This is a genomic window from Paenibacillus sp. FSL R7-277 (genome assembly GCF_000517965.1).
GTDB classification, from domain to species: Bacteria; Bacillota; Bacilli; order Paenibacillales; family Paenibacillaceae; genus Paenibacillus_AQ; species Paenibacillus_AQ silagei.
The window spans coordinates 59,708-82,399 of sequence record NZ_ASPX01000002.1 but is presented as its reverse complement, the minus strand read 5'-3'; the positions used below and the strand labels follow the sequence as shown (position 1 = coordinate 82,399).

Below are 22,692 nucleotides of genomic sequence, written 5' to 3'. Positions count from 1 at the left end.
GGAGCCGATTCCAAAGGCGGCAAAAAGAACTGCAATGGCGGATACCCATGGGGTATTCCGCCATTGCAGCCCGGGTTCGGGTTCAGGGCACTCTGCCGAATCAGTCCGCTTTGGCCAGACTGGACAATACCCGCTGAATCACGACAGGATCTTTTCCGACTATTTTTTCCACATAAGTAAATACTACAGGATCATCCATCTCAAGCCCTTCCGGCGCATCCGCTGTGCCTGCACCGAGTTCAAAGGCCGTCGGCCCTTCTTCTGTCACAATCTCCACGGAATGGGTATCCATCTGCCCGACATAAGTGCCTGAGCCCTGAATCTTCTCTGACTCTGCGGCTGCGGAAGGACCAGGCTTCAGCACCGGACTGGCGAGAGGTACCGCCGCTGTCTGTACAGGGATTCCCGATGAGCCTGCTGAGGACGATTCTCCGGGGGCTTCCGCAGGGCTGTTCCCGCCGCAAGCCGTCAGGGTGAGCATCAATGCAGCGATTGCTGTCATAGCGGGTAGCGTACGCTCTAGTCTCATGATGTGTACCTCCTCTGTTGGTTGTGTGCTGCTTACCTTACCTAAGGATTACCCCGCAAGCCGGGTAGTGTAAACTTGCCGTTACGGGCTGGGCATCAGCCGTACGCACAGAAGCGCCGGACTAATACAATAGATGAAGAGCCTTATTCAGCATTTGAAGGAGTGGTATCCCTTGAAAATCGATATCGGCTGCGGCCCTGGCAAAGAGTCCGGGTATCTGGGAATCGACCGCACACAGTACCCCGGAGTGGATATCGTCTGCGATATTTGCGAAGAAATCCCCCTGCCCGACAATACGGCTGAATTCGTTATGGCCAGCCGGGTGATGCCTTATGTGAACGATCTGTTTGCAGCGATGTCAGAGATTTATAGAATAAGCACGCACCAAGCGGTTGTGTGTATTCTCGCACCCTATGCCCATAGCTTCCCGCATGCCTCCAACCCTATGTTTAAGCAAAAGTTCGATGAGTATACCCCACGGTATTTCACCGGCCGCTTCTTCCAGCCCTATCAGAGCCCGCTGTGCCCGGAGATCCCGGATTATCCCGTGCCGCTGCCGCCGTTTGACTTCAGACTGCTGCGGATGGAGCTGTTCTATCAATATCCGTATGACGACAATCTGTATGATGCGGAAGAGCTCGAGGTTCTGAAGACGCTCCAGTCCAATGTCATTCACGAAATTATGTACCACTTCGCCGTCATTAAGCGGGAGATTACCGATGAGGAACTGGAGGCGATGAGCCGGAAGGTGCTGCCTGAACCACAGGCACTGCTAGAGCGCCGGCTTCGGCTGCAGGACAGGAAATATATGTTATAAAATTCGGGATGGACATACAAGATTGCCCAAAACGGAACATAGGTTAATACAACACAAGCAAGATGGCATATCGGCTCACACAGGAGCCGGTCTGCTTTTTTTTTTGAAAATAGAAGAATTTATTTGTTTCACATGATAACTTATCCTTCTATTTCTCGCTGAAACGGTACCGTCCTTTAAAAGGACGGCAAAGCCGTTTCCACTTGCTGTCAGAGATTCTATTCAAAAGGAGGTGAAAATTATTCCTCTAGTCGTTCGGTCTACGGTTAATGCAACAGGCGCCATCACTTTCACTGGCAACACGCTGGGACTAAGCCGCTCTGAAACTGCCGGTGTACCGGGTACACAGGACAGTATCGGAGGCTTCTCTACGATTAATACAGCTTCTGTATACGGCACCTATCCTTCTGGCACTACCAGTCTATATCAGAGCAACAGTTCAGCAGCCATTCTGGTTCTCCCTGCCGGAAGCACAGTTCTGTATGCCGAGCTGATCTGGGGCGGTTCCTATGTTAACGGTACCGTCAATCTCACTGCGGCAATCAACAACCCTGTATCCTTCACTACACCGCTAGGGAACACGGTCAGTGTAACCCCCGATTCAGCCACAGCCAATTCGGTGGATCTGGGCGGGGGTGCACTCGCATATGTCCGTTCCGCAAATGTCACCAGCACCATTCAAGCCTCCGGTGCCGGAACCTATGTCACTGGCGGTGTAGTCGGAACTATTGTAATTCCCGGAGATTCCACTGCCAACCATGCCGGCTGGACACTTGCTGTCATCTACCAGAATCCGTCGCTGCCCTTCCGCAACATGTCCCTGCGCGCAGGCGCTGTCCTTGTCCAAGCCTCCTCGGCCCCGGTGGTCACCACCATTACAGGCTTCGCCACACCTGTTACCGGCGCGCTGGGCGGACGCATCCAGTTCAGCGCCCAGGAAGGAGATGCCAACCGCTCGGGAGACCAGGCGCTTTTCGGCCCTACCTCCACCACTCAGGTCGCCCTCTCCGGGCCTAACAATTTTGCCAATAACTTCTTCGCTTCGCAGATTAACAATGATACCGGCAATCTGAATACGACCGGTACGTTCGGCACCCGCAACCAGACCAACGGCAGTCCAGGCTCTAACATTGTCGGCGGGCGGCAGGGCTGGGATATCACGAATGTGGATGTCTCTGCGCGCCTGGTCAATAACCAGTCCTCCGCACTCCTGACCTTAACTACTTCGGGCGATGCGTATGTCGTTAACGCCAACGGGCTGCAAATCGATATCAATGCACCTAAGATCTCTTTGACCAAAAGTGCAAATGTCGCCGGCACCATCGTTGGTGATCTGGTCACCTACACTGTAACGGTTAACAATACCGGTACCGCAAGCGCAGCCAGTGTTGTATTGTCAGACATCTTACCGGCAGGTCTTACTTTTGTCACAGGAAGCGTGGTGGTAGCCGGTGTTGCCAGGCCGACTTATGATATAACCTCCGGCATCCCGCTGGGTTCACTTACTCTGGGCACTTCCATAACGGTGACTTATCAAGCCAGGGTGACTTCCCTGCCGAATCCGCAATTTGTGCCCAACACGGCTAACGCTGCCTTCACCTTCCAGAGTGTAGCCGGAGGCCCGATTGTCAGCGGAGTCATTCCATCCAATACACAATCGCTGCCGGTATATTCTCCCGTTCTCGGCATTGTCAAAAGCGCCAATACGACCAACGCAACCGTCGGAGACCAGATTCTCTACACCCTGCAAATCTCCAACACCGGCAATATCGGCGCCACTACTACGCTCACGGATAACATTCCTGCCGGCAGCTCCTATATTCCGGGAAGCTTCACGGTAAACGGCACGCCTGTGGCGGGTAATCCCGCCGCCGGAATCGCCATCGGCACCATCGCGGCGGGAGGAAGCTCTACAGTCCAGTTCCGTGTACTGGTGAACAGTCTGCCTTCTCCCCCGCAGCTGGTGGACCAGGCTACAGCCGCCTATACCTTCCAGGTTCCTGACGGGCGGACCGTGAGCGGTACGGCTGCCTCCAATACGCTCACCATACCGGTCAGACTGCCGAATGTTGCCCTTGTCAAAAGCGCCAGCTTCCCGGATGTCTCCGTAGGCGATACCCTGCAGTATACGTCTGTGGTTACTAATAACGGAATCGTAGCCATCACGAATGTTGTGCTCTCTGATCCGATACCCGCCGGCAGCACTCTGGTGCCTGGAAGCGTGGTGGTAGCGGGAACCGCACGGCCTGCCGCTGATCCGGCTTCGGGGATATCCGTGGGCACCCTTGCCCCGGGAGCCAGCGTAACGGTAACCTTCCAGGTAAGTGTCACCTCTGTGCCGGGAAACGGCCAGCTCGCCAACCAGTCATCGGCCTCTTACAGCTCGGGGACATTTAACGCCATCACACAGTCCAATACAATCCTCACTCCTGTGTACCAGCCAATAATCGGTATCGTTAAAAGCTCCAGTCCAAGCAGCGCCACGGTTGGAGGAAATGTACAATACACGCTGCAGGTGCAGAACACCGGTAATCTCGCAGCGAATGTGACCCTAACTGACACGATCCCTGCCGGGTCTGCCTTCGTCGCCGGAAGCGTCACAGTAAACGGTGTGGTTCGTCCGTCAGATTCTCCGGTAAGCGGAGTCCCGCTCGGGTCCGTAGCACCGGGAGCTGCCTTGACCGTAACCTTCCTGACCACTGTCCAATCCCTGCCGTCTCCGGCAACCTTGACGGACCAGGGCAGCAGCAGCTATACCTATCAGTTGCCCAGCGGACGCTCTCTGTCCGGCGGAAGTGTATCCAATACGGTGACTATTCCAGTCTCTGCCCCCAACATCACGATTCTCAAAAATGCCAATCTCACCTCAGTGGCTGTAGGCGAATATCTTACCTACACCGTCTCTGTATCCAACCCCAGCGGCGTAGCTGTTAACAATGTAGTGCTGTCTGATCCGGCTCCGGCAGGCAGTGCCTTTGTAGCAGGAACTGTCACGGTGAACGGGACGGCCGTACCCTCTGCCAATCCAAATGCCGGGATTGCTCTCGGAACACTTGCTGCGGGTGCCACAAGCATCGTTGTCTTCCAGGTGAATGCCAACTCTATTCCAAGCCCGCCTCAACTGAGCAACCGGGCCAGCGCATCCTTTACGGCCGGCTCATTCAGCGGAGCAGCCCTGTCCAATACAGTGTCTACCCCGGTCTTCATTCCAGTCATTGGACTGGTCAAAAGCTCAAGCCCTGCGCAGGCCTCTGTCGGCAGTCTGCTCTCCTTCTCCATCCTGGCCAGCAACACTGGCAATATCTCGGCAATGCTGAATCTGACCGATTCCCTGCCGCCGCAGACGGTATTCGAGACCAACAGCGTAAGTATAGGCGGGACCCCGTTACCTGGGTATAGCCCATTAACAGGCATTCCGGTGGGGCCGCTTGCTCCCGGAGACAGCGTCGTAGTCAGTTTCCTTGTTACGGTTATTTCGCTTCCCCCAAACCAGCAGCTGCCCAACTCGGCAGCAGCATCCTATACTTTCACCCTGCCGGATGGGCGTCAGCTTGGCGGTAACACCGTGTCGAACACACTTATGGTTCCCGTCTCGGCACCGAATGTCAGTGTTGTCAAAAGCGTCAATGCCATTGATGCCGTGACCGGCGACATCCTTACATTCACCTCCGTGCTGACGAATAACAGCATTACCTCTGTCAGCAATATCATTCTCAGCGATCCCTTGCCAGAGAATGCAGCGTTCCTTCCCGGAACCGTAATTGTCGGCGGCGTCTCCCAGCCGTTGTCAGTTCCGTCGGCCGGCATCCCAATCGGCAGCCTGGGGCCTGGAGCCTCCGTTGCCGTCACATTCGAGGTGAGAATAACCATGCCGATTCCTTCACAGGTGAATAACCAGTCCACCGTCAGTTTCACCTCCGGGGTCTTCTCCGGCTCTTCATCGTCCAACGTCACCACCACACCGGTCACACAACCGCAGATCTCCCTTGTCAAAAGCGCCAGTGACCTGAACGCCACAGTAGGCGATACGGTCATCTATACCATTGTGGTCAGCAATAACGGTAACCTTGCAGCCAATGTTACGTTAACCGACAACATCCCGGCGGGTACTACATTTGACCCCAACAGCGTCATTGTCGGCGGATTCCCTCAGCCGGGGGCTGCACCGGATACCGGAATTACTGTTGGAACTGTAGCTCCCGGTGCCAGTGTATCTGTCAGCTTCACGGTCTTCATCGTGTCTCTGCCTTCACCGCAGCAGCTTGTCAATCAGGCAAACGCCACCTATACCTTCACTCCGCCTGACGGGCGGCTGCTAAGTGGAAGTGCCGTCTCCAATACCGTGACCATCGCAGTCTCTGCCCCCAATCTGGCGGTGGTCAAGAGCACAACCTCCACCTCCGTTGCCCTTGGGGATACCATTTCCTATTCCGTGAACATCACCAATAACGGGATGGACCCTGTCAACAATGTCGTGCTCAGTGATCCAACACCGGGCGGGGCCACCTTTGTGCCGGGCAGCGTATCGGTGAACGGGGTGCCTTTTCCGAATGCCAATCCGGCCTCAGGGATTACTATCAGTACGCTTGCCTCCGGGGCTAGTGCCGTCGTCTCGTACAGTGTCACTGTCACCTCTGTACCCGGGGATGCCTCCATAGACAATCAGGCTACAGTTACTTACACCTCAGGTGTATTTAGCGGATCAACCTTCTCCAATCCCGTGGCAGTGCCTGTCTTCCAGCCCAATATCGCTGCGGTCAAAACAGCCAATACCGCCAATGCAACGGTCGGCGATACCGTAACCTACACCATAAATGTCACCAATACAGGCAACTACGGAGCAAGCCTTACAGTAACGGACAACATTCCAGCCGGCACCACCTTTGTAGACAATAGCGTGCTGATTGGCGGGCTGCCTCTGCCGCAGGCTAATCCCTCCACAGGAATTGCTGCCGGAACTATCGCTCCGGGGGCGACTGTAGCTGTCTCGTTCTCGGTGGTGATCACTTCACTGCCATCGCCGCAGCTGCTGGTGAATCAGGGAACCGTTGCTTCCAGCTTCACCTTGCCTGACGGAAGAATCCTGGGAGGGTCGGTGCTCACCAACACCCTGACCATCCCTGTCTCGAACCCGAATCTGGCTGTCGTCAAAACCACTGTAACCACCGCAACCAATGTGGGCGACACCATCACTTATTCCGTGACCCTAACCAATAACGGTATTGCTACGGTTAATAATGTCGTATTCACAGATGCCCTGCCTGCCGGTACCGCCTTTGTTCCGGGCAGTGTGCTCGTAGACGGCGTGTCCCGCCCTGCTTCTTCACCGGCTACCGGGGTGACCATAGGCAGCATCGCTCCGGGCGCTTCTGTAACGGTGGCCTTTAACGTAACGGTTACGTCTCTGCCGGCTTCAGGTGTACTGAACAATCAGTCATCCGTCAGCTTCACTTCCGGCGCCCTGTCCAGTGTAGCCTTCTCGAACATTGTGACCACTCCGGTCTTCCAGCCGGTTATCGCTGCTGCCAAGAGCTCGAGCTCTCAGAATGCCACGGTAGGCGATACCATTGTCTACACCGTCAATGTCAGCAATTCAGGGAACTATGCGGCATCGGCCACGCTGACTGATACTATTCCCGCAGGTACAACTCTGGTTCCGAACAGTGTACTGATTAACGGCTTCCCTGCTCCGGGTGCAGATCCCGCTACCGGAATCCCTCTGGGCAGTGTTGCAGCCGGTGCATCACTGACCGTAGTATTCTCTGTAGTGATCGACACGCTGCCAGCCAGCCAGCAGCTCAGCAATCAGGCCATTATCGCCTTCAACTATACGCTGCCTGACGGACGCGTCTTTAATCAGTCGGCCAGCTCGAACATCAATCTGATTCCGGTATCGTCGCCGGATGTCCTGGTTGCAAAGAGTACTACTGTAGTCGATGCAGTCCCGGGGGATACCGTTACGTACAGCATCGCAGTCACCAATAACGGAATTGCACCGGTTAACAATGCAGTGCTGAGCGATCCGATTCCGGCCGATTCTTCCTTTGTAGCCGGCAGCGTGGTCGTGGACGGCACTCCGCTGCCGGGAGGCAACCCTGCGAACGGGATCTCGCTCGGCACTATCGCCCCTGGTGCAGTGGTCCAGGTCACCTTCAATATTCTCGTCAACAGTCTTCCTAATCCGGCCACACTGAACAATCAGGCTTCGGTCAGCTTCACCTCCGGGGCATTCTCCGGCGCCTCTTATTCCAACAATCTAATTACCCCGGTATTCCAGCCGATTATTGGTGTCCTGAAATCTGCGGATACCACTAATGCCACGGTTGGAGATACCGTCACTTATGCACTAAGCGTCACCAATACAGGTAATCTTGCGGCAGTCGTCACCTTAACCGACTCTATCCCTGCGGGCGCTGTATTCATTCCGAACAGCGTCCTGATCAACGGCCAACCTGTTCCGGGTGCAGATCCGACTACCGGCATCAATCTTGGCACCGTTGCAGCCGGAGCTACCGTCACCATGACAGTCACCCTGCAGGTAACGGTAGCTTCCCTGCCTTCACCGCAGCAGCTGGTGAACCAGGCGGCGGCAACCTTCACCTTCACGCCGCCTGATGGACGTCTGCTCTCAGGCTCTACACTATCGAATACACTCGTCATTCCAGTCTCTTCACCGGACGTAACGGCAGTCAAGAGCACTCCGGCTGTCGATGCTGTAGTCGGCGATATCATCACCTATACGATTGCCGTAACCAACAACGGCATTGTTCCCGTCAACAATGTGGTCCTTGTTGACCCGATCCCGGCCGGCAGCCAGTTCGTTGCAGGCAGCGTAACTGTGGATGGCACTCCGCGTCCCGGTTCAAATCCGGGCACCGGTATCGTGATCGGAACGATCGCCCCGGGAGCGACCACAACGGTAACCTTCCAGGTTCAGGTCATCGTCATATGACAGACGGCTCACAGCTCCAGCCTGTCGTAAGTAATCAGTCCATGGTTCTGTACAGCTCGGCAGAGGGCACTGAATCGGTTACCTATTCCAATACCGTCAATACGCTTGTGGTGGGCCCGGTATTATTACTGCAAAAGCAAGCAGACCGCCTGAGCGCCTCCCTGGGGGAGACGCTCGTCTATACTGTGACCGCCAGGAATAGCGGCAATACCGGGGCGGTTGTCACCATCACGGATGTGCTTCCCCCAGGCGTCTCGTTTATTGCCAATAGTGTGCTTAGAGACGGAGTCCCCCTTCCGGGGGTCACTCCGTCTTCCGGCATTCCCCTTGGCCTACTCGCCGCCCATTCGGGAGTCAGTATCGCCTTCCAGGTCATTGTTATCTCGCTTCCACCTTCACTCGCGCTGCATAACAGGGCGGTTGGCACGTATTCCTTCACTACACCTGAAGGAAGAACGGTGAACGGGGAGATCCGCTCCAATCCGGTCAGTGTCTCCCTGCTGTCCTACCAGTTGTCCTCACTGCTCTCGGCCAGCACTCCCACTACCTTCATTGGGGATGTCGTCACCTATACCCTTCAACTCAGGAACGAAGGCACCCGGCCGCTGACCGGAGTCATGGCCACGCTTCCCGTTCCGGAAGGCACCTCTATCCTTCCCGGAAGTGTTATCGCTGGCAGGATTTATCAGCCTGAGGCCGACCCAGCTTCAGGCATCGGGCTGGGCTCGCTCCCTGCAGGCGCAGCCGCCGAGGTCTCCTACCGCGCTAGGGTGGCCTCGAACCCTCCAGGATCGGCGATTATGGCGAACGCGCAGATCTCTTATGAGGTCAACGACAACAGAACCTCCACCACAAGCAACACGGTTCAGATTACAGTCATCCAGCCCGGATTATCGGTAAAGCTGAAGGTTGATCTCTACAGCGCGGCGCCCGGTGACAACTTGCGGTACGAGTTCACTGTACAGAATAGCGGTAATATGGCGGTGAACGCACTGCTGACGGACGCCATTCCGCCAAGCGTACTATTCATCTGGGACAGTGTCCGTATTGACGGGGTTCCCCAGAGGGGCGTCCGCCCCGGGGACGGAATTCCGCTGGGCACCTTACGGGCAGGCGCTGTTATGGCGGTAGATTTTCTCGTATCTATTCCAGGTGCCACCGATATCCGCCAGACGCCGGCCATTCAGAATCAGGGAGTGGTCCAGTATACGTTCTCCCTGCCGGACGGGCGCAATGTCGGGCAGCTCTCCCGCTCCAATGCGGTGACCACGTTGCTGTTCACGCCCATCATTTCCATTCAGATTGAGGGCGAGCCCCCCATCGTCGAGCCTGGAGGTATCGCGGAATTCAACATTTACGTGTCCAATAGCGGGAATTATCCGGCAGAGGTCTCGGTGATCCGAATTGTACCGCAGGGTACCGTCATTAATCCCGATATCGTTACCATAAGCGCTATCGCCGTGCCCGGTACGCCATATAGCGGAACAGTTGCTCTGGGAACGCTGGAAGCGGGGCAGACCGTCACACTCACTTACTTTGTCACAATAAATGCGGATTATATGGGCAAGGATCTTCAAGGCTCCACGGCTGCCCTGTATCTGTTCACTATCGACGGACGCCGGTACTCCGGCGAAGCCCGTTCTAACACCTACAGGCTGCTCATGGAAGAAATCAGTGAATAATACAGCTCACATATCCCCCATCTCCCTGAATATACTTTAGTTACAACCTGCTGCTTCGTCTTAGTCTCCGTAGTGACATTACCGAATAACACAGTCCATGGGAGGTGGTCATCCTTGTCCCAGCCGTCCGGTCCATACGCATTTGTCGTATCCAAAGAAGACTGGTCCCTTCACCGCAAAGGCCATCAGGATCAGGAGCGTCACCAGCAAAAGGTCAGAGAAGCCATCAAGGGCAATCTGCCCGATCTGGTTACCGAGGAGAATATTATTTTGTCAGGCGGCAAGCAGATTGTGAAGGTGCCGATCCGCAGTCTGGATGAATACCGGATTATCTATAATTTCCGCAAGCAGAAGCATGTCGGACAGGGAGACGGGGACAGCCAGGTGGGGGATGTACTTGGCCGCGATTCCCAGTCGGCCCAGCCGGGCAAAGGGGATAAGGCGGGAGATCAGCCTGGGGCGGATACCGTTGAAGCTGAGGTCGATCTGGAGGATCTGGAGGATATTCTGTTCCAGGATATGGAGCTGCCCCATCTGAAGCCGAAGGATAAGGAAGAGATTGAGGTCAAATCGATTGTCTTCAACGATATCCGCAAAAAAGGCATGATGTCGAACATCGATAAAAAGCGTACACTTCTTGAGAATCTGCGGCGCAATGCCAGCAGCGGCAATCCCGGAATACACAGCATCAGCCCTGATGATCTACGTTACAAAACCTGGGATGACATCACGGTCCCTCACTCGAATGCCGTGATTATCGCCATGATGGACACCTCAGGCAGTATGGGCACTTTTGAAAAATACTGCGCCCGCAGCTTCTTCTTCTGGATGACCCGCTTCCTGCGCCGCCAGTATGAGAAGGTGGATATTGTGTTCCTGGCCCATCATACGGAAGCCAAAGAGGTCAGCGAGCATGACTTCTTCACCCGGGGGGAGAGCGGGGGGACGATCTGCTCCTCGGCGTATCAGAAAGCACTGGAGATTATCGACAGCCGCTATCCGCCTGCCAAATACAACATCTATCCCTTCCATTTCTCGGATGGCGACAATCTGACCTCCGACAATGAGCGCTGCGTCAAGCTGATCGGCGAGCTGCTGAAGCGCAGCAACATGTTTGGCTACGGCGAGGTGAACCAGTACAACCGCAGCAGCACCCTGATGTCCGCCTACCGCCACCTGAAGCAGGAGCAGTTCATGCATTATGTGATTAAGGATAAGAAGGAAGTGTATCTGGCGCTGAAGGCTTTTTTCGGCAAAAAGGTTACTGAAGCTTAAGCAGCCTGACATTAGACTTGTCAGCCCAAGCCACCCCGGGCTATGCGCATTCTTGTTGTGAGTTCCCGCCCCGCCCTGCCGCTTATTGCGGTGTGCGGGGTTTTTTGTGCTGTCGAACTTGCACCGCATATCCCTGTTGACTATTATATCGGCAGCCGATATAATAAATGTATCGGTTGACGATATAACGACAGATGGTATAACGTCAGATGCTATAACGCCGAATGATACAAAGGAAATTCCCGGTCTGTGAAATGAAGCTCAAAGATACGCGATAAGGAAGGTGATGGCATTGTCCGGCAACAATGAGTACGGGGCGCTAACCGAAGGCGTCTATTATATCCTCTTGTCACTGCTCACCCCGATGCACGGCTACGGGATTATGCAGAACGTGAAGCTGCTGAGCAATCAGCGTGTGGAGCTGGGTGCAGGCACGTTATACGGGGCGTTAAGCACACTTGTGGAACGAGGCTGGATCAAGCTGCTGGCTGGCGGAGAAGATTCCCGCAAGAAGGAGTATCAGATTACGGAGCTAGGCAAATCGATCGTCCAGAGTGAAATGACAAGGCTTGACGAGTTGCTCACTAATGGAAGAAAACTAATGGGAGGCGAAGTGTAATGAGTCAGGTGGTGCGCAAATTTTTCATGGATTTCGAGAAGGAAGAAGCGTGGCTGAATGAAATGTCGGCCAAGGGATTGGCCCTGGTGGAGCATTCTTGGGCCCGTTATGTGTTCGAAGAGAGCGCTAAGGGGGAGTATATTTACCGGATTGAGCTGCTGGAGAAGGACCCGAAGGAGGCGGCAGGCTACTTGCAATTCATGGAGGAGACCGGAGCCGAGCGGGTGCCATCCGGGACCCCTACCAAGGCCAATCGTGCCTTCATGAACCAACGCTGGGTGTTCTTCAGAAGAAAGGCCTCTGAAGGCCCCTTCCAGATCTATACCGATGCAGATTCCAAGATCAAGCACTATCAGAGAATCTATAAAGTCTATCTGTCCCTCGCATTCATGGAGCTGATCATCGGCTCTTTAAATCTCATGCTGATTATGCTGAACACTTCTTCTAACATCTACAAAATCAACCTCGTCGTGGGAGTGTCCGTTATCATTCTGGGCCTGTTCTTCATCTGGCTCAGCCTGCCTATCCGCCGCAAGATCGCGCGGCTGCAGCAGGAGAAGCTGATTCGGGAGTGAGGAACTGCTTTACAATCTCGCAAACCAGCGGAAATAGTAGAATTAATACTCCTGCGGGCTAACCATAGCTACAGCATCCACAACCACTGCAGATAACAAGTGGATTAATGCAGCTTAATTCTTCAACGTTTGACGATTATAGGGAACTAAGTGGAAAAACAGCATCTGCTATTGCCGATTTGGCTGCTACCGGGAGAGGTATGAATATTTAAGTGTTGTTTTTCCAACTCTTGCCGGAGTATCGTCTATTTATTGGTTAGCAAGTGCCCAATATCCACCTATTTCCCCCATCACATCAAGGGGAGCCGTTTTTCGCATATATCTGGACCGCGTGCCTGCTCTCCAGCACATTGTGTTCGGTTTTTCGCATACACATACACCTGGACCCTACTTGCTCATACACACCTCGACCTACGTCAAAATTAAAGGGCTATCCCAAGCAGTCATCATGACTTTTGGGACAGCCCTAATTCCAATATTTTTCCGCTCCGACCAGGCTTATGCCTGCTCCGCTTACTGCACCTTCTCGCGGTCCTTGCCCTTGTCGGATTCCCCGGCGTTCTTGTTCGCGGCCTCGCGGTCCTGCATCATCTCGTCTACTGACTTCACCTTGAGCCGGGCGGCGCCTTCGTTGCCGGCATTCGTCGGGATCAGGTCACCGGAGGCAAGGCGTTCCTTCGCTTCTGCAATAGCTGCGCTGTACTGCGGCAGCCACTGTTCTCCGGCCACCAGCATCTCGTCAACCATCTGCCAGATCTCCTTCGGATTGCAGACGGCGCCGACCAGCGGGTCCATCATGAACGCCTGGCGCAGCAGCTTGTCGTCTCCATGCACAGCTGCTTCTACCGCCAGGCGCTGCACAGAGATGCTGACGTTGCAGACCGCCGCCGGTCCAAGCGGCAGGTCACCGACCAGCGGCATCGAGATGCCGTTGCGGTCCACGTAGCCCGGCGCTTCAATAATGGCATCATCCGGCAGATTGGAGATCACGCCGTTGTTCACCATGTTGAAGTGGCCTCTGTACACACGCCCTGTCTCCAGCCCTTCGATAATAAACGAGCCATGCTCCTCGCCCCGCTTCTCCGGGATGTACTCCAGCGCCGGGTCCTTCATCCAGTTCGGAAAGTCCGTCTCGAACCAGTTACGGCCTTCCGTGCAGACCCGCAGGTAGCCGCCCGTCTCCCCGTTGATCCATACGCCCAGATCAATCCAGTCCATGATCTCGCTCGGGCGCTTGCGGTACCAGGGCACATATTCGCTCAGGTGACCGTTCGATTCCGTGCTGTAATAGCCGAAGCGGCGGAGCATATCAATCCGTACCTTCTCGGTACGGCTGTACTCAGGATGCTTCTCGAAAGCCTCGAGCAGACCTGCCGTCAGATCCTTGCCTTCATGCTTCGCAGAGATATACCAGGTCTGGTGATTGATCCCGGCACAGATAATGTCCACCTGCGATTTCTCCAGGCCGCACACCTGAGCGATTTGCTGATGTCCATGCTGTACGCCATGGCAGAGCCCGATGGTCTGCACACCGCCGTATTTATTACAGGCCCAGGTCAGCATAGCCATCGGATTCGAGTAGTTCAGAAGCAATACATCCGGCGCAGCTGTCTCACGGATATCACGGCAGATCTCCAGCATCTCCGCAATCCCGCGCTGCCCGTACATAATCCCGCCTGCGCACAGCGTATCTCCTACACACTGATCCACGCCATACTTCAGCGGAATATCCACATCGGTAGCGAAGGCCTCAAGGCCACCCATACGGATAGTACAAAATACGTACTTGGCCCCCTTGAGCGCTTCCCTGCGGTCCGTAGTGGAAGAGATGGTGATATCCAGACCATTCTCCTTAATATCCCGCTGGCACAGTTCGGTGACCATGTCCAGGTTATGGCTGTTTATATCCATGAACGAAACTTCGATATTACGGAATTCCGGCACAGTCAGCAGGTCGCGCAGCAGTCCGCGGGTGAACCCGATACTGCCTGCCCCGATAAAGGTTACTTTAAAAGACATAATAATCATCCTCCGGCAATGAATTATTGACTCCTGTCCATTGTAACAAGGGGACTGCCGGAAGCGTAACCAATATCATGACCATTTTGCCGGCATCCTGTCAACAATCCTAACTTTCTATACGCCATACCCTTCCCCGGTAGAACACGAAACTATCCTTCACTCCAGTAATGGCGTTCGATAGAGTTGCGGTATTCGATAGGAGTGCAGCCTGAATATTTCTTGAATAGCAGATGAAAATACTGCCTGCTGCTGATCCCCACATAGTCGGCAATCTCCGCTACCGGAATCTCCCCCTGTCCTAGCAGCATCCGGGCCTTCTCCATACGCAGCTGGTTCAAGTAGTCCGTCAGGGTCTGCCCTGTGTGCGTCCGGAAGATGCGGTGCAGATAACCCGGGTGAACATTCACGGAGAGCGCAACCTCCTTAACCTGAATGCTCCGGTCATAATTCTGGTGCAGGAACTCGATGGCCCGCCGCACGTAGAGCTGCGAGGGCTGCTGGCTGGACGGGAGCGACTCCATGCGCAGCCGGGCCAGACGCAGCAGCAGCTCCGCGAAAAGCAGATGCACCATGCTGCTCCCCTTCCGCCCGCGTTGATCCAGCTCCAGCACCAGCGCCTTCAACACATGGAAAACCTCCTCCTGATCGGACAACACCAGACTATCGAACGGATGCCGCATAAGCTCTGCCAACACCTCCTCCTCCCGGGCCAAGCTGCCAATGGACGGAACTACTCCCCCATATTCGGTAAAAGCAAATTCCACATTTAGCATCCGGCATGAGGAGCCCTCTTCCACAATCAGCCGGTGCGGCACCTCCGCATCCAGCAGAATCATCTCTCCCCGCTTCAGCCGGAAGGGCGTATCGCCGCCCGCTTCATCCCGCACCTCCACTACACAGCTGCCCGAGATAAGATACATGATCTCCGTGGAGTTGTGATGATGGTAAGCCATCGTATAATTGCTCCATTGCTTATAATAGTAAGCCAGAAAGTGCGGGCTATAATCCCGCTCCAGCAATCCCTGCTCAAAAAGACTCCCGTTCATCTCCGCCACACCGCCCGCCTCCCCTCTGCCAGTATCGATAGCACAAGTGTATCGCTTGAGCGCAGGCAGGACAAGAAGCGAGTTGCCCCCTCCCCCCATCCACAAGCCTACGCACCCCTCGCCAGCAAATTGTGTTCGGTTTTTCGATTACATTCCGCCCACGACCCTCTCGCCAGCAAATTATGTTCGGCTTTCCGCATACATTCCGCCCACGCACCCCTCGCCAGCCGATTGTGATCGGTTTTCCGATCACATTCCGCCTACATGCCTTCATACCAGTCTGGAGCTTACATGCCCAGATTCCCCGGCGCAAAAAAAGAGCAGAAGGCCCGCGCCCTCTGCTCCCGTTCATCATCTTCAATGAATCTTTGTCAATATTCCATTCACCAGACTGTACACCGCGCCACCCTCTATCTCTTCGGGCTGTCCATTCAGCAGGTAGATGCCGGTCTCTTCGTCAATTCCGTAATTCGGCAGCTCCCCGAGGGTACGGACCGCTGTCCGCAGATGCTCCTCCTCATCCCACTGGGTGAAATGGACGGATAGCAGCAGATCAGGAATCAGATTAAGGCCCTTGCGGTGTTTGAATTGTCTGCTCTCATTATCCTTGGCGGAAATTACACAGCACTCCGGGCTAATCAAGGCTCCTGCCGAGAAGCCGGTAACCGGCACACCGGACTCATACCGCTGTCGGATCACCTCCCCGATAGCTGTATCCACAATGAGGTCGGCATACAGATCCGTATCCCCGCCTCCGATAAAGATCCCGCCGCAAGCCCGCAGACTCTCCATAGCTGTCTCCACCGCTGTGGATTTCAGCGGCAAATAACGGATCTCGGATATCCCCGCGTCAACCAGCGGCTGCATGCAAGCTGCCATATAGTCCGGCCAGTCTTCGCCTTCTTCAAATAATACAGCGACTGGTCCTGCTGCCATCACGCTTACGAACCTCCGTGCCAGTCCACGGGTAAACGGAGGACCGCCGCCGTTCAGAAATAAATGCTTGTCCATGACATCACCTTCAGTATTCAAGATATCCTGCATCTTACCTCATCCATCTTATAGAAAAGCGCAGGTTCCCGCAATACGCTTCCTCGCCCGCTCCCCCTCAGCCTTTTATCCCTTCAGCCCTGAAAAGAAATCATCGACTGCTTCAGCTGCTCCGCCAGCTCCTCCAGCCTGTGCGACAGGGCGACCAGCTCCCTGCTGACCGTGAATTGCTGTGAGGACATGGACGCCACCTCTTCCGTAGAGGCGCTGGTCTGCTGCACCACCGAGATCACACTCGCCATGGATTGTCCCACTTGCTGCTGGTATTCGGCCAGCTCGGAGACCGCCGCCGAGGATTGGTTCAGAACTCCGCTGAACACCTCCATCTCGGCCCTCACACTCCCGAAGATGAGCGAGGATTCCCGGACCGAGGCCAGCTGGCTGTGGAACATCGGCGCAGCCTCACTCACAACCTTGACCGTGTTCTCGATATGGCCGCTGATCTCCTCGGTAATCCGGGAGACAGAAGCAATCGACTCACTCGATTGATTGGCCAGCCCTCTGATCTCATTGGCAATGACTATGAAGCCTCTCCCGGCGGCGCCTGCGCGCACGGCTTCAATTGAAGCGTTCAGCGCCAGAATATTCGTCTGCTTGTTCATCGCAATCATCGGGGAGAGAATGCTGCGGATCAGCACCGTGCTATCCCGCAGCATGGCTGAATTCTCCTGAATCAGGTCCATCAGCTTCAGCACATCCTCACTCTGCGATACCAGCCTCTTCATCCGCTCCGCTCCCTGGTCACTGACCTCCATGACCTTCTCAGCGGAAGCGGCCATCACTGCATTCCTTTCTGCTACTTCGCTGGTCTTGCCGCCCATCAGCTCCACCTTGGCATTGCTGCTCTCGGCCTCGGCTGCCAGACTGGCGGCTCCCCCGGCGATTTCGCCGGTAGCAGTTGCGACCTCACTGGCCTGGCCGCTGATCGCGCCGGAAGCGGCAACGAGCTGCTCCGAGGTCACCAGCACTTCAGCAGCCGAGTTGCTGCTCTGCCCGGCCATCCGGGAGATCTGCTCCATCATCCGGTTAAAGCTGTGGCCCAGCCGTCCGATCTCATCCCGGCCCTTGAAGCTGGTCCGCACCTGCAGATTGCCCTGCTCGCCCTCTTCCATCAACCGGGCCAGCTTGCCAAGCGGACGGCCGATCAGCCGCACCAGAACGTAGCCAATGATCAGAGCAATCAAGGCTGCAGCCAAGACTACCAGCAAGGTAATATAGAGCAGCCTGTCGGCCGATTTGGTGAAATCGCTCACCGGCGCATAACCCAGCAGCGTCCAGTCCGCTGTACTCAACGGCTGGTAGACTACCAGCTGCGCACTCCCCTGCTCATCCCCGGCTGTGAAGGACCGCTTCCCGCTCTCCCCTTGCCGTGCTCCGGCCGGCTCTTGTCCCTCATTCTCCCGTTTTCCGGTCAGCTCCCGCTCCTCACTCTTCACTGCCCCAGGCAGCTTCTGCTCCTCACCCTTTTGCACTCCCGTCAGCGCCCCGTCCTTTAACGCTCCAGTATGTATGTAAGAAGCCTGCCCGAGCAGTGCATCGTCAGCACTGTATGCAACCCGGCCCGAAGAATCGAGGATGCGGATCTCCCCACCCAGCCCGATATGCAGGTTGGACAGCACATCTGTCAGTGCCTGTCCCTTCACCTCGATCAGCATATAATACTCTGCCGCCGGATTCTGAATATTCCGCAGCAGACGGCCCATCGTCATAGCGGACTCGCTGTACGCGTCGAAGAAGCCTTTAGCCCGGACGGGGAACCAGACCGGATTGCCTTTACCGTTATCAATCTCCTTCATCCGGGCCAGGATGCCTTCATCACTGCGCACTCCGCTAATCCCCGTCGATTTGTAGGATTCGGCGTCCACCATGCTTCTTGCGACCAGCCGGACTCCGAGCAGCCGCTCATCCGATCCTCTGACGGAGTCCAGCTTGCGGCGTATCCGGTCCTCTGCGGCTGACCTTGCAACCGTACCGGCGGACGGGCGATTAACCGTCTCCATATCAGCCTTTAACGCCGGATCTACAGCGAATTGCCTGGAGAGCGCTTCATATTCAGCGAACAGGAAATCCAGCTTGTCCGCCGCCTGGACAATGGACTGTGAGGAGGCTGCTGCCACCTCATCGGTAATGATCCCTTTTGCCGCATAATAGGAGGTTAAGCCCAGAACTGAGGACAACAGGACAATAGTACAGAACAGAATTACGAATAACTTGACGCCAACCGAGCTGAAATTAATGAATCGCCGCCGTTTCATTACACTCTCCCCTTATCATGCAGATTACGATTTCTCCTCCATAAAAGAAAGGTGCAGCCCCTCAGAACTGCTTCAAGGCCGCACCCGTTATTCGTACATACATTGTCTAATTACTATTTCCTATCCCTTGCTTGCCCCCGCCGTCAGGCCGTCAACCAGCAGACGCTGCAGGAAGGCGAAGAGAATCATTATGGGTACAGAAATCAGCACGGCTCCCGCCGCGAACAACGTGAAGTTGGAATTCTGCATCGTATTGACCATATCCCACATCCCCACGGCAACCGTCCAGTTCTCCTTGGTCCGCAGAATCAGCTTGGCGAAGATGAAATCGACCCACGGGCCCACAAACAGGGTCAGCGCTATATAAGTGATCATCGGACGGGATAAAGGCAGAATAATCCGGGTGAAAATCCCAAAGTTGCTCGCCCCGTCAATCCGCGCGGCTTCATCCAGCGAACGCGGAATCGTGTCCAGGAAGCCCTTGGCGATCAACGTCCCTCCGAGCGGTGCTCCGGCTGCATAGACGATAATAAGGGCCAGATGAGTATCCAGCAGATTGAACTCCTTCAGCAGCAGATAGATGGCAATCATGCTCATGAAGCCCGGGAACATCCCGAGAATCAGCAGTGTGGACATGGTGGTCTTACGGCTTTTGAACCGGAACCGGGATAAGGCATAGCTGGTCAACAGCGTCAGCACCACCCCGATCAGCATCGAGAACACCGCAATCTTAAGCGTATTCCCATACCAGGTTCCAAACATATAGACTGGTGAGGTGAACAGCTCCTTATAGTGGGCGAGGGTGAATGTCTCGGGGATCAGCGTCTTGCTGTACAGGGATTTACCCGGACGGAAGGATGCAAGCAGGATCCAGAGTGCAGGATAGATTGCAGCGACCGCCAGGGCAACGAGAACAATATAGCTTAAGCAGAGGCGAATAAAGTGCGCAGCTTTGCGTCCGATAATCATTGAATCATATCCTCCTCTTGGAACGATTTGGTCCGGCGGTAATTGTACAGGGAGAACCCGGCAACAATGATGAACAGGATGATGCCTATTGCCGACGCCATATTATTCTTGTTCTGATCCAGCGTCAGCTTATACAGCCAGGTGACGAGCAGGTCCGTCGAGCCGGCGTACTGGTAGTTCCCGTTCACCGGGTTCCCTCCCGTCAGCAGGAAGATCGCATTAAAGTTGTTGATGTTACCCGCGAACTGCATAATCAGCGTAGGTGCGGTAGAGAACAGGATCATCGGCAGAGTGACAATCCGGAATTTCTGGTAATTTGTCGCGCCGTCGACTTCAGCAGCCTCATACATATCGCGGGGAATCGTAGTCAGCACCCCCATAATCAGCAGCATCGATACCGGAATTCCTACCCACATGTTGACGACAATAACCGTAACCTTGGCCCAGAATGGATCGGTCAGCCAAGGCAGGCCGCCTAGTCCGAAATAGCCGAGATACTGATTGATCGGGCCGAACTGCCCGTTGAACAGGTTGCGCATCAACAGGAGCGAGATCATCTGCGGAATAGCGTAAGGAATGATCAGGAGCATTCTCCACATGCCTTTGAAGCGTATGCCTTTTTGGCTGATCAGCAGGGCAACCAGCATCCCGCCGAAATAAGTAGTTACAGTCGAAAGAACCGCCCAAATAATGGTCCAGGTAAGTACACCGTAAAAGGTATGGCTCCAGGATTTCAGCACCAGCAGATTGCGGAAGGTCTCGAACCCTACCCAGTCTACAAGCTTCGCCGGAGGAATGTGGTTCGGTGCAGCATAGTTGGTAAAGGCCAGCATGATCATAAAGATGATCGGCATAATGGTGAAGAACAGAATGCCCATACCCGGGAGCAGCAGGAAGCTCTGGGCGAATTTATAATCGAGGATATAACGTACAGATTGTTTAAATGTATTGGACGGACGGCCGTTTTCGCGTTCTGCTCCGATTTTATAGGCATCCCTAATATTCATATACCAGACGATCAGGAATAACACAAAGAACAGCAGGGTGATCAGGCTTTCAATCAGAATGACGATGGAATGGTCCCCGGGAACCATTTTGGCAATCCCCTTTACCTTTTCCAGACGGCTTGGAGATTCCCCGAGCGTAGTAATCCCCCAGAAGGCTCTTCCCAGATTGCTAATGAAATAGATAAGTGCCACAGCTTCTACAGCTATGAACATAAGCCCTTTGATGAATTGGCGGTTATATATTTGCCCGAGTCCCATAAAAATGGCCGACAGTATTCCAGCTCTCGCTTTGTGTCGCTGCATTTCCCTTCCGTTCTCCTCTCCGTGCGGAATTCAAGGAAACTGCCCGCCGCAGGCTATGCGGCGGGCAACTCTAATTCCACGGTAAGCTGTTGATTGTGTAGTTACTGGGCAGAAGCCCCGTTGTTCAGGTCTTTAATCTGCTCTACGGCTTTGTCCATGGCTGCCTTCGGATCAGTATTGTTATCCCAGATGGCCGGAAGTGCAGCATTCACCGGGCTCCAGACGTTCCCCATCTCAGGAATCGAAGGCATCGGCTGGGAGTTCTTCGCCTGTTCTGCGAACGCGGATACGAACTCGTCACCCGTAATCTGCGGATCTTTCAGCGCTTCGAGGTTCGTCGGCACGGAGCCGACCAGCTTGTTAAGTGTCAGCTGCGAATCTTTGCCGGAAGCAAAGTGTGCATAGAGTTTAGCCGCATTCGGATACTGAGTGTAGGCGTTGACGGTGAAAATTTTGATCCCGGAGAAGGTAATGGCGGTTTTGCCGTCAATAGTAGGAACCGGAGCAATTCCGAGGTTGTCGCCCAGCGCTTCTTTATATCCCGCAAGCTCCCAAGGTCCTGTAATATCCATGGCGACATCACCGCTGTTGAACAGGCTGCGCTTGATGTCCGGGTTAATGTCACCGCTCTTGATCGGCAGGACTTCCTTCAGCTTGGCAAATTCAGTCAGGCCTTTGATCGCACCTTCATTGTTCAGGCCGATATCGTCCTTGTCGGTACCGTCTTTGCCGAACAGGTAACCTCCGGTAGTGGCGATGAACGGATAGTTGAAGTACATGTTGCCTACTTCCCACATAATGCCGTAACGGTTCTTGGCTTTATCCGTGAACGTTTTGCTGAAGGCAATGACGTCATCGAAGGATTTGGGAGCTTCTTTGACCAGAGACTTGTTGTAGAACAGCGCATAGGTCTCCGCCGCTCTCGGATAGCCGTACAGCTCGCCGTCATAGGAAGAACCCACGATGGAAGCCTCAGTGTTCTCCGCCTTGGTCTGTTCTGCAAAAATATCATTAGGGAGCAGCAGACTCGCGCTTGCCGCCTTGCCGAGATTATCATGAGGAATGATGATGACGTCCGCAGCCAGGCCGGAAGGGCCGTCCTGGGTGAGCTTGCCAACCTGATCCGGCGGGGCTACCTCTTCAATTTTGACCGGAACGTTATACTTGGCAGTGAACTGCTTCGCAACTTCTTCAGCGAACTGTCTTTCTTCCTTACTCTCCCAGATCACAAGTGAAGCGCCCTCTTCCGGGACGATCTCACCTGCTGCCGGTGCGTTGTCGCTGCCTGCCCCCGCATTATCGGTAGCTGCTGCATTATCCGCAGGAGCATTAGTCGCTGCCGCATTTCCTCCGGCATTGTTGTTTGAGCCGCACGCCGTAATTGACATTGCCATCGAGCACGCTGCGGTGAGAACCATAAGTTTTTTGAGATTCATTCCTTTTAACCCCTCCTGTGTGTGTATATCACTTGATTTGACGATGATGCTTCTTTTGACTTGACTGACTTGACGTTGCTGCTCCCTACTTTGCGCAAACGATTTCAGAGGATTCAAAAAAAATTCTGCTTTCTCCAATTGCCTCTTCCGAATAC

14 protein-coding genes are annotated in these 22,692 nt (G+C 54.7%); 6 read left to right on the top strand and 8 right to left on the bottom strand.

The annotated features are described in order from the left end of the window. Positions 1–100: 100 nt before the first annotated feature. On the bottom strand, positions 101–529 hold the full coding sequence (locus tag C173_RS00840) for a hypothetical protein (RefSeq protein ID WP_051477734.1): 429 nt from the start codon (positions 527–529) through the stop codon (positions 101–103). Positions 530–701: 172 nt separating this feature from the next. On the opposite strand from C173_RS00840, the gene C173_RS00835 reads away from it, so the two are divergent. The 6 genes from C173_RS00835 to C173_RS00810 all read left to right on the top strand — a co-directional run bounded on the left by C173_RS00835 (position 702) and on the right by C173_RS00810 (position 12,449). Further along, complete coding sequence (locus C173_RS00835; RefSeq protein WP_051477733.1) at positions 702–1,346, top strand: methyltransferase domain-containing protein; 645 nt, start codon at positions 702–704, stop codon at positions 1,344–1,346. Between the two features lie 241 nt (positions 1,347–1,587). Further along, positions 1,588–8,298: a DUF7507 domain-containing protein gene (locus C173_RS00830; protein ID WP_036721628.1), complete on the top strand. Its 6,711-nt coding sequence runs from the start codon at positions 1,588–1,590 to the stop codon at positions 8,296–8,298. Beyond that, positions 8,295–9,980, top strand: coding sequence for a DUF11 domain-containing protein (locus tag C173_RS00825; RefSeq protein ID WP_036721419.1), 1,686 nt, complete (start codon positions 8,295–8,297; stop codon positions 9,978–9,980). The genes C173_RS00830 and C173_RS00825 overlap by 4 nt, the downstream gene beginning before the upstream one ends. Positions 9,981–10,094: 114 nt before the next feature. Beyond that, positions 10,095–11,255: a sporulation protein YhbH gene (gene yhbH, locus C173_RS00820; RefSeq protein ID WP_036721417.1), complete on the top strand. Its 1,161-nt coding sequence runs from the start codon at positions 10,095–10,097 to the stop codon at positions 11,253–11,255. 286 nt (positions 11,256–11,541) lie between these two features. Next, a complete protein-coding gene (locus tag C173_RS00815) occupies positions 11,542–11,874 on the top strand; it encodes a PadR family transcriptional regulator (RefSeq protein ID WP_036721415.1) in 333 nt (110 codons plus the stop codon). Next, positions 11,874–12,449 (top strand): DUF2812 domain-containing protein, encoded by a 576-nt coding sequence (locus C173_RS00810; RefSeq protein WP_036721413.1) that lies wholly within the window; start codon positions 11,874–11,876, stop codon positions 12,447–12,449. The genes C173_RS00815 and C173_RS00810 overlap by 1 nt, the downstream gene beginning before the upstream one ends. 513 nt (positions 12,450–12,962) lie before the next feature. On the opposite strand, the gene C173_RS00805 is transcribed toward C173_RS00810, so the two are convergent. The 7 genes from C173_RS00805 to C173_RS00775 all read right to left on the bottom strand — a co-directional run bounded on the left by C173_RS00805 (position 12,963) and on the right by C173_RS00775 (position 22,537). Next, entirely contained in the window at positions 12,963–14,468 is a 1,506-nt protein-coding gene (locus C173_RS00805; RefSeq protein WP_036721409.1) for an alpha-glucosidase/alpha-galactosidase, read from the bottom strand. 152 nt (positions 14,469–14,620) lie between these two features. Beyond that, positions 14,621–15,517, bottom strand: a complete 897-nt coding sequence (locus tag C173_RS00800; protein WP_036721626.1) for an AraC family transcriptional regulator — start codon at positions 15,515–15,517, stop codon at positions 14,621–14,623. 357 nt (positions 15,518–15,874) lie between these two features. Continuing rightward, positions 15,875–16,549, bottom strand: coding sequence for a Type 1 glutamine amidotransferase-like domain-containing protein (locus tag C173_RS00795; RefSeq protein WP_235191718.1), 675 nt, complete (start codon positions 16,547–16,549; stop codon positions 15,875–15,877). 92 nt (positions 16,550–16,641) lie between these two features. Beyond that, complete coding sequence (locus C173_RS33445; RefSeq protein ID WP_036721405.1) at positions 16,642–18,822, bottom strand: methyl-accepting chemotaxis protein; 2,181 nt, start codon at positions 18,820–18,822, stop codon at positions 16,642–16,644. 120 nt (positions 18,823–18,942) lie between these two features. Further along, positions 18,943–19,791 (bottom strand): sugar ABC transporter permease, encoded by an 849-nt coding sequence (locus tag C173_RS00785; RefSeq protein ID WP_036721403.1) that lies wholly within the window; start codon positions 19,789–19,791, stop codon positions 18,943–18,945. Then, the gene (locus C173_RS00780; RefSeq protein WP_036721402.1) at positions 19,788–21,101 is read right to left on the bottom strand and encodes a sugar ABC transporter permease; all 1,314 of its coding nucleotides are present in this window, start codon (positions 21,099–21,101) and stop codon (positions 19,788–19,790) included. The genes C173_RS00785 and C173_RS00780 overlap by 4 nt, the downstream gene beginning before the upstream one ends. Before the next feature lie 101 nt (positions 21,102–21,202). Beyond that, the gene (locus C173_RS00775) at positions 21,203–22,537 is read right to left on the bottom strand and encodes a sugar ABC transporter substrate-binding protein (RefSeq protein ID WP_036721401.1); all 1,335 of its coding nucleotides are present in this window, start codon (positions 22,535–22,537) and stop codon (positions 21,203–21,205) included. Between the last annotated feature and the right edge of the window lie 155 nt (positions 22,538–22,692).

Excerpts from the sequence above, each read along its gene's own strand:
- C173_RS00840 (WP_051477734.1), bottom strand. The coding sequence starts at position 529 with ATGAGACTAGAGCGTACGCTACCCGCTATGACAGCAATCGCTGCATTG.
- C173_RS00825 (WP_036721419.1), top strand. The coding sequence starts at position 8,295 with ATGACAGACGGCTCACAGCTCCAGCCTGTCGTAAGTAATCAGTCCATG.
- C173_RS00775 (WP_036721401.1), bottom strand. The coding sequence starts at position 22,537 with ATGAATCTCAAAAAACTTATGGTTCTCACCGCAGCGTGCTCGATGGCA.
- C173_RS00810 (WP_036721413.1), top strand. The coding sequence starts at position 11,874 with ATGAGTCAGGTGGTGCGCAAATTTTTCATGGATTTCGAGAAGGAAGAA.
- C173_RS00785 (WP_036721403.1), bottom strand. The coding sequence starts at position 19,791 with ATGATTATCGGACGCAAAGCTGCGCACTTTATTCGCCTCTGCTTAAGC.
- C173_RS00780 (WP_036721402.1), bottom strand. The coding sequence starts at position 21,101 with ATGCAGCGACACAAAGCGAGAGCTGGAATACTGTCGGCCATTTTTATG.
- C173_RS33445 (WP_036721405.1), bottom strand. The coding sequence starts at position 18,822 with ATGAAACGGCGGCGATTCATTAATTTCAGCTCGGTTGGCGTCAAGTTA.
- C173_RS00805 (WP_036721409.1), bottom strand. The coding sequence starts at position 14,468 with ATGTCTTTTAAAGTAACCTTTATCGGGGCAGGCAGTATCGGGTTCACC.
- C173_RS00800 (WP_036721626.1), bottom strand. The coding sequence starts at position 15,517 with ATGAACGGGAGTCTTTTTGAGCAGGGATTGCTGGAGCGGGATTATAGC.
- C173_RS00815 (WP_036721415.1), top strand. The coding sequence starts at position 11,542 with ATGGCATTGTCCGGCAACAATGAGTACGGGGCGCTAACCGAAGGCGTC.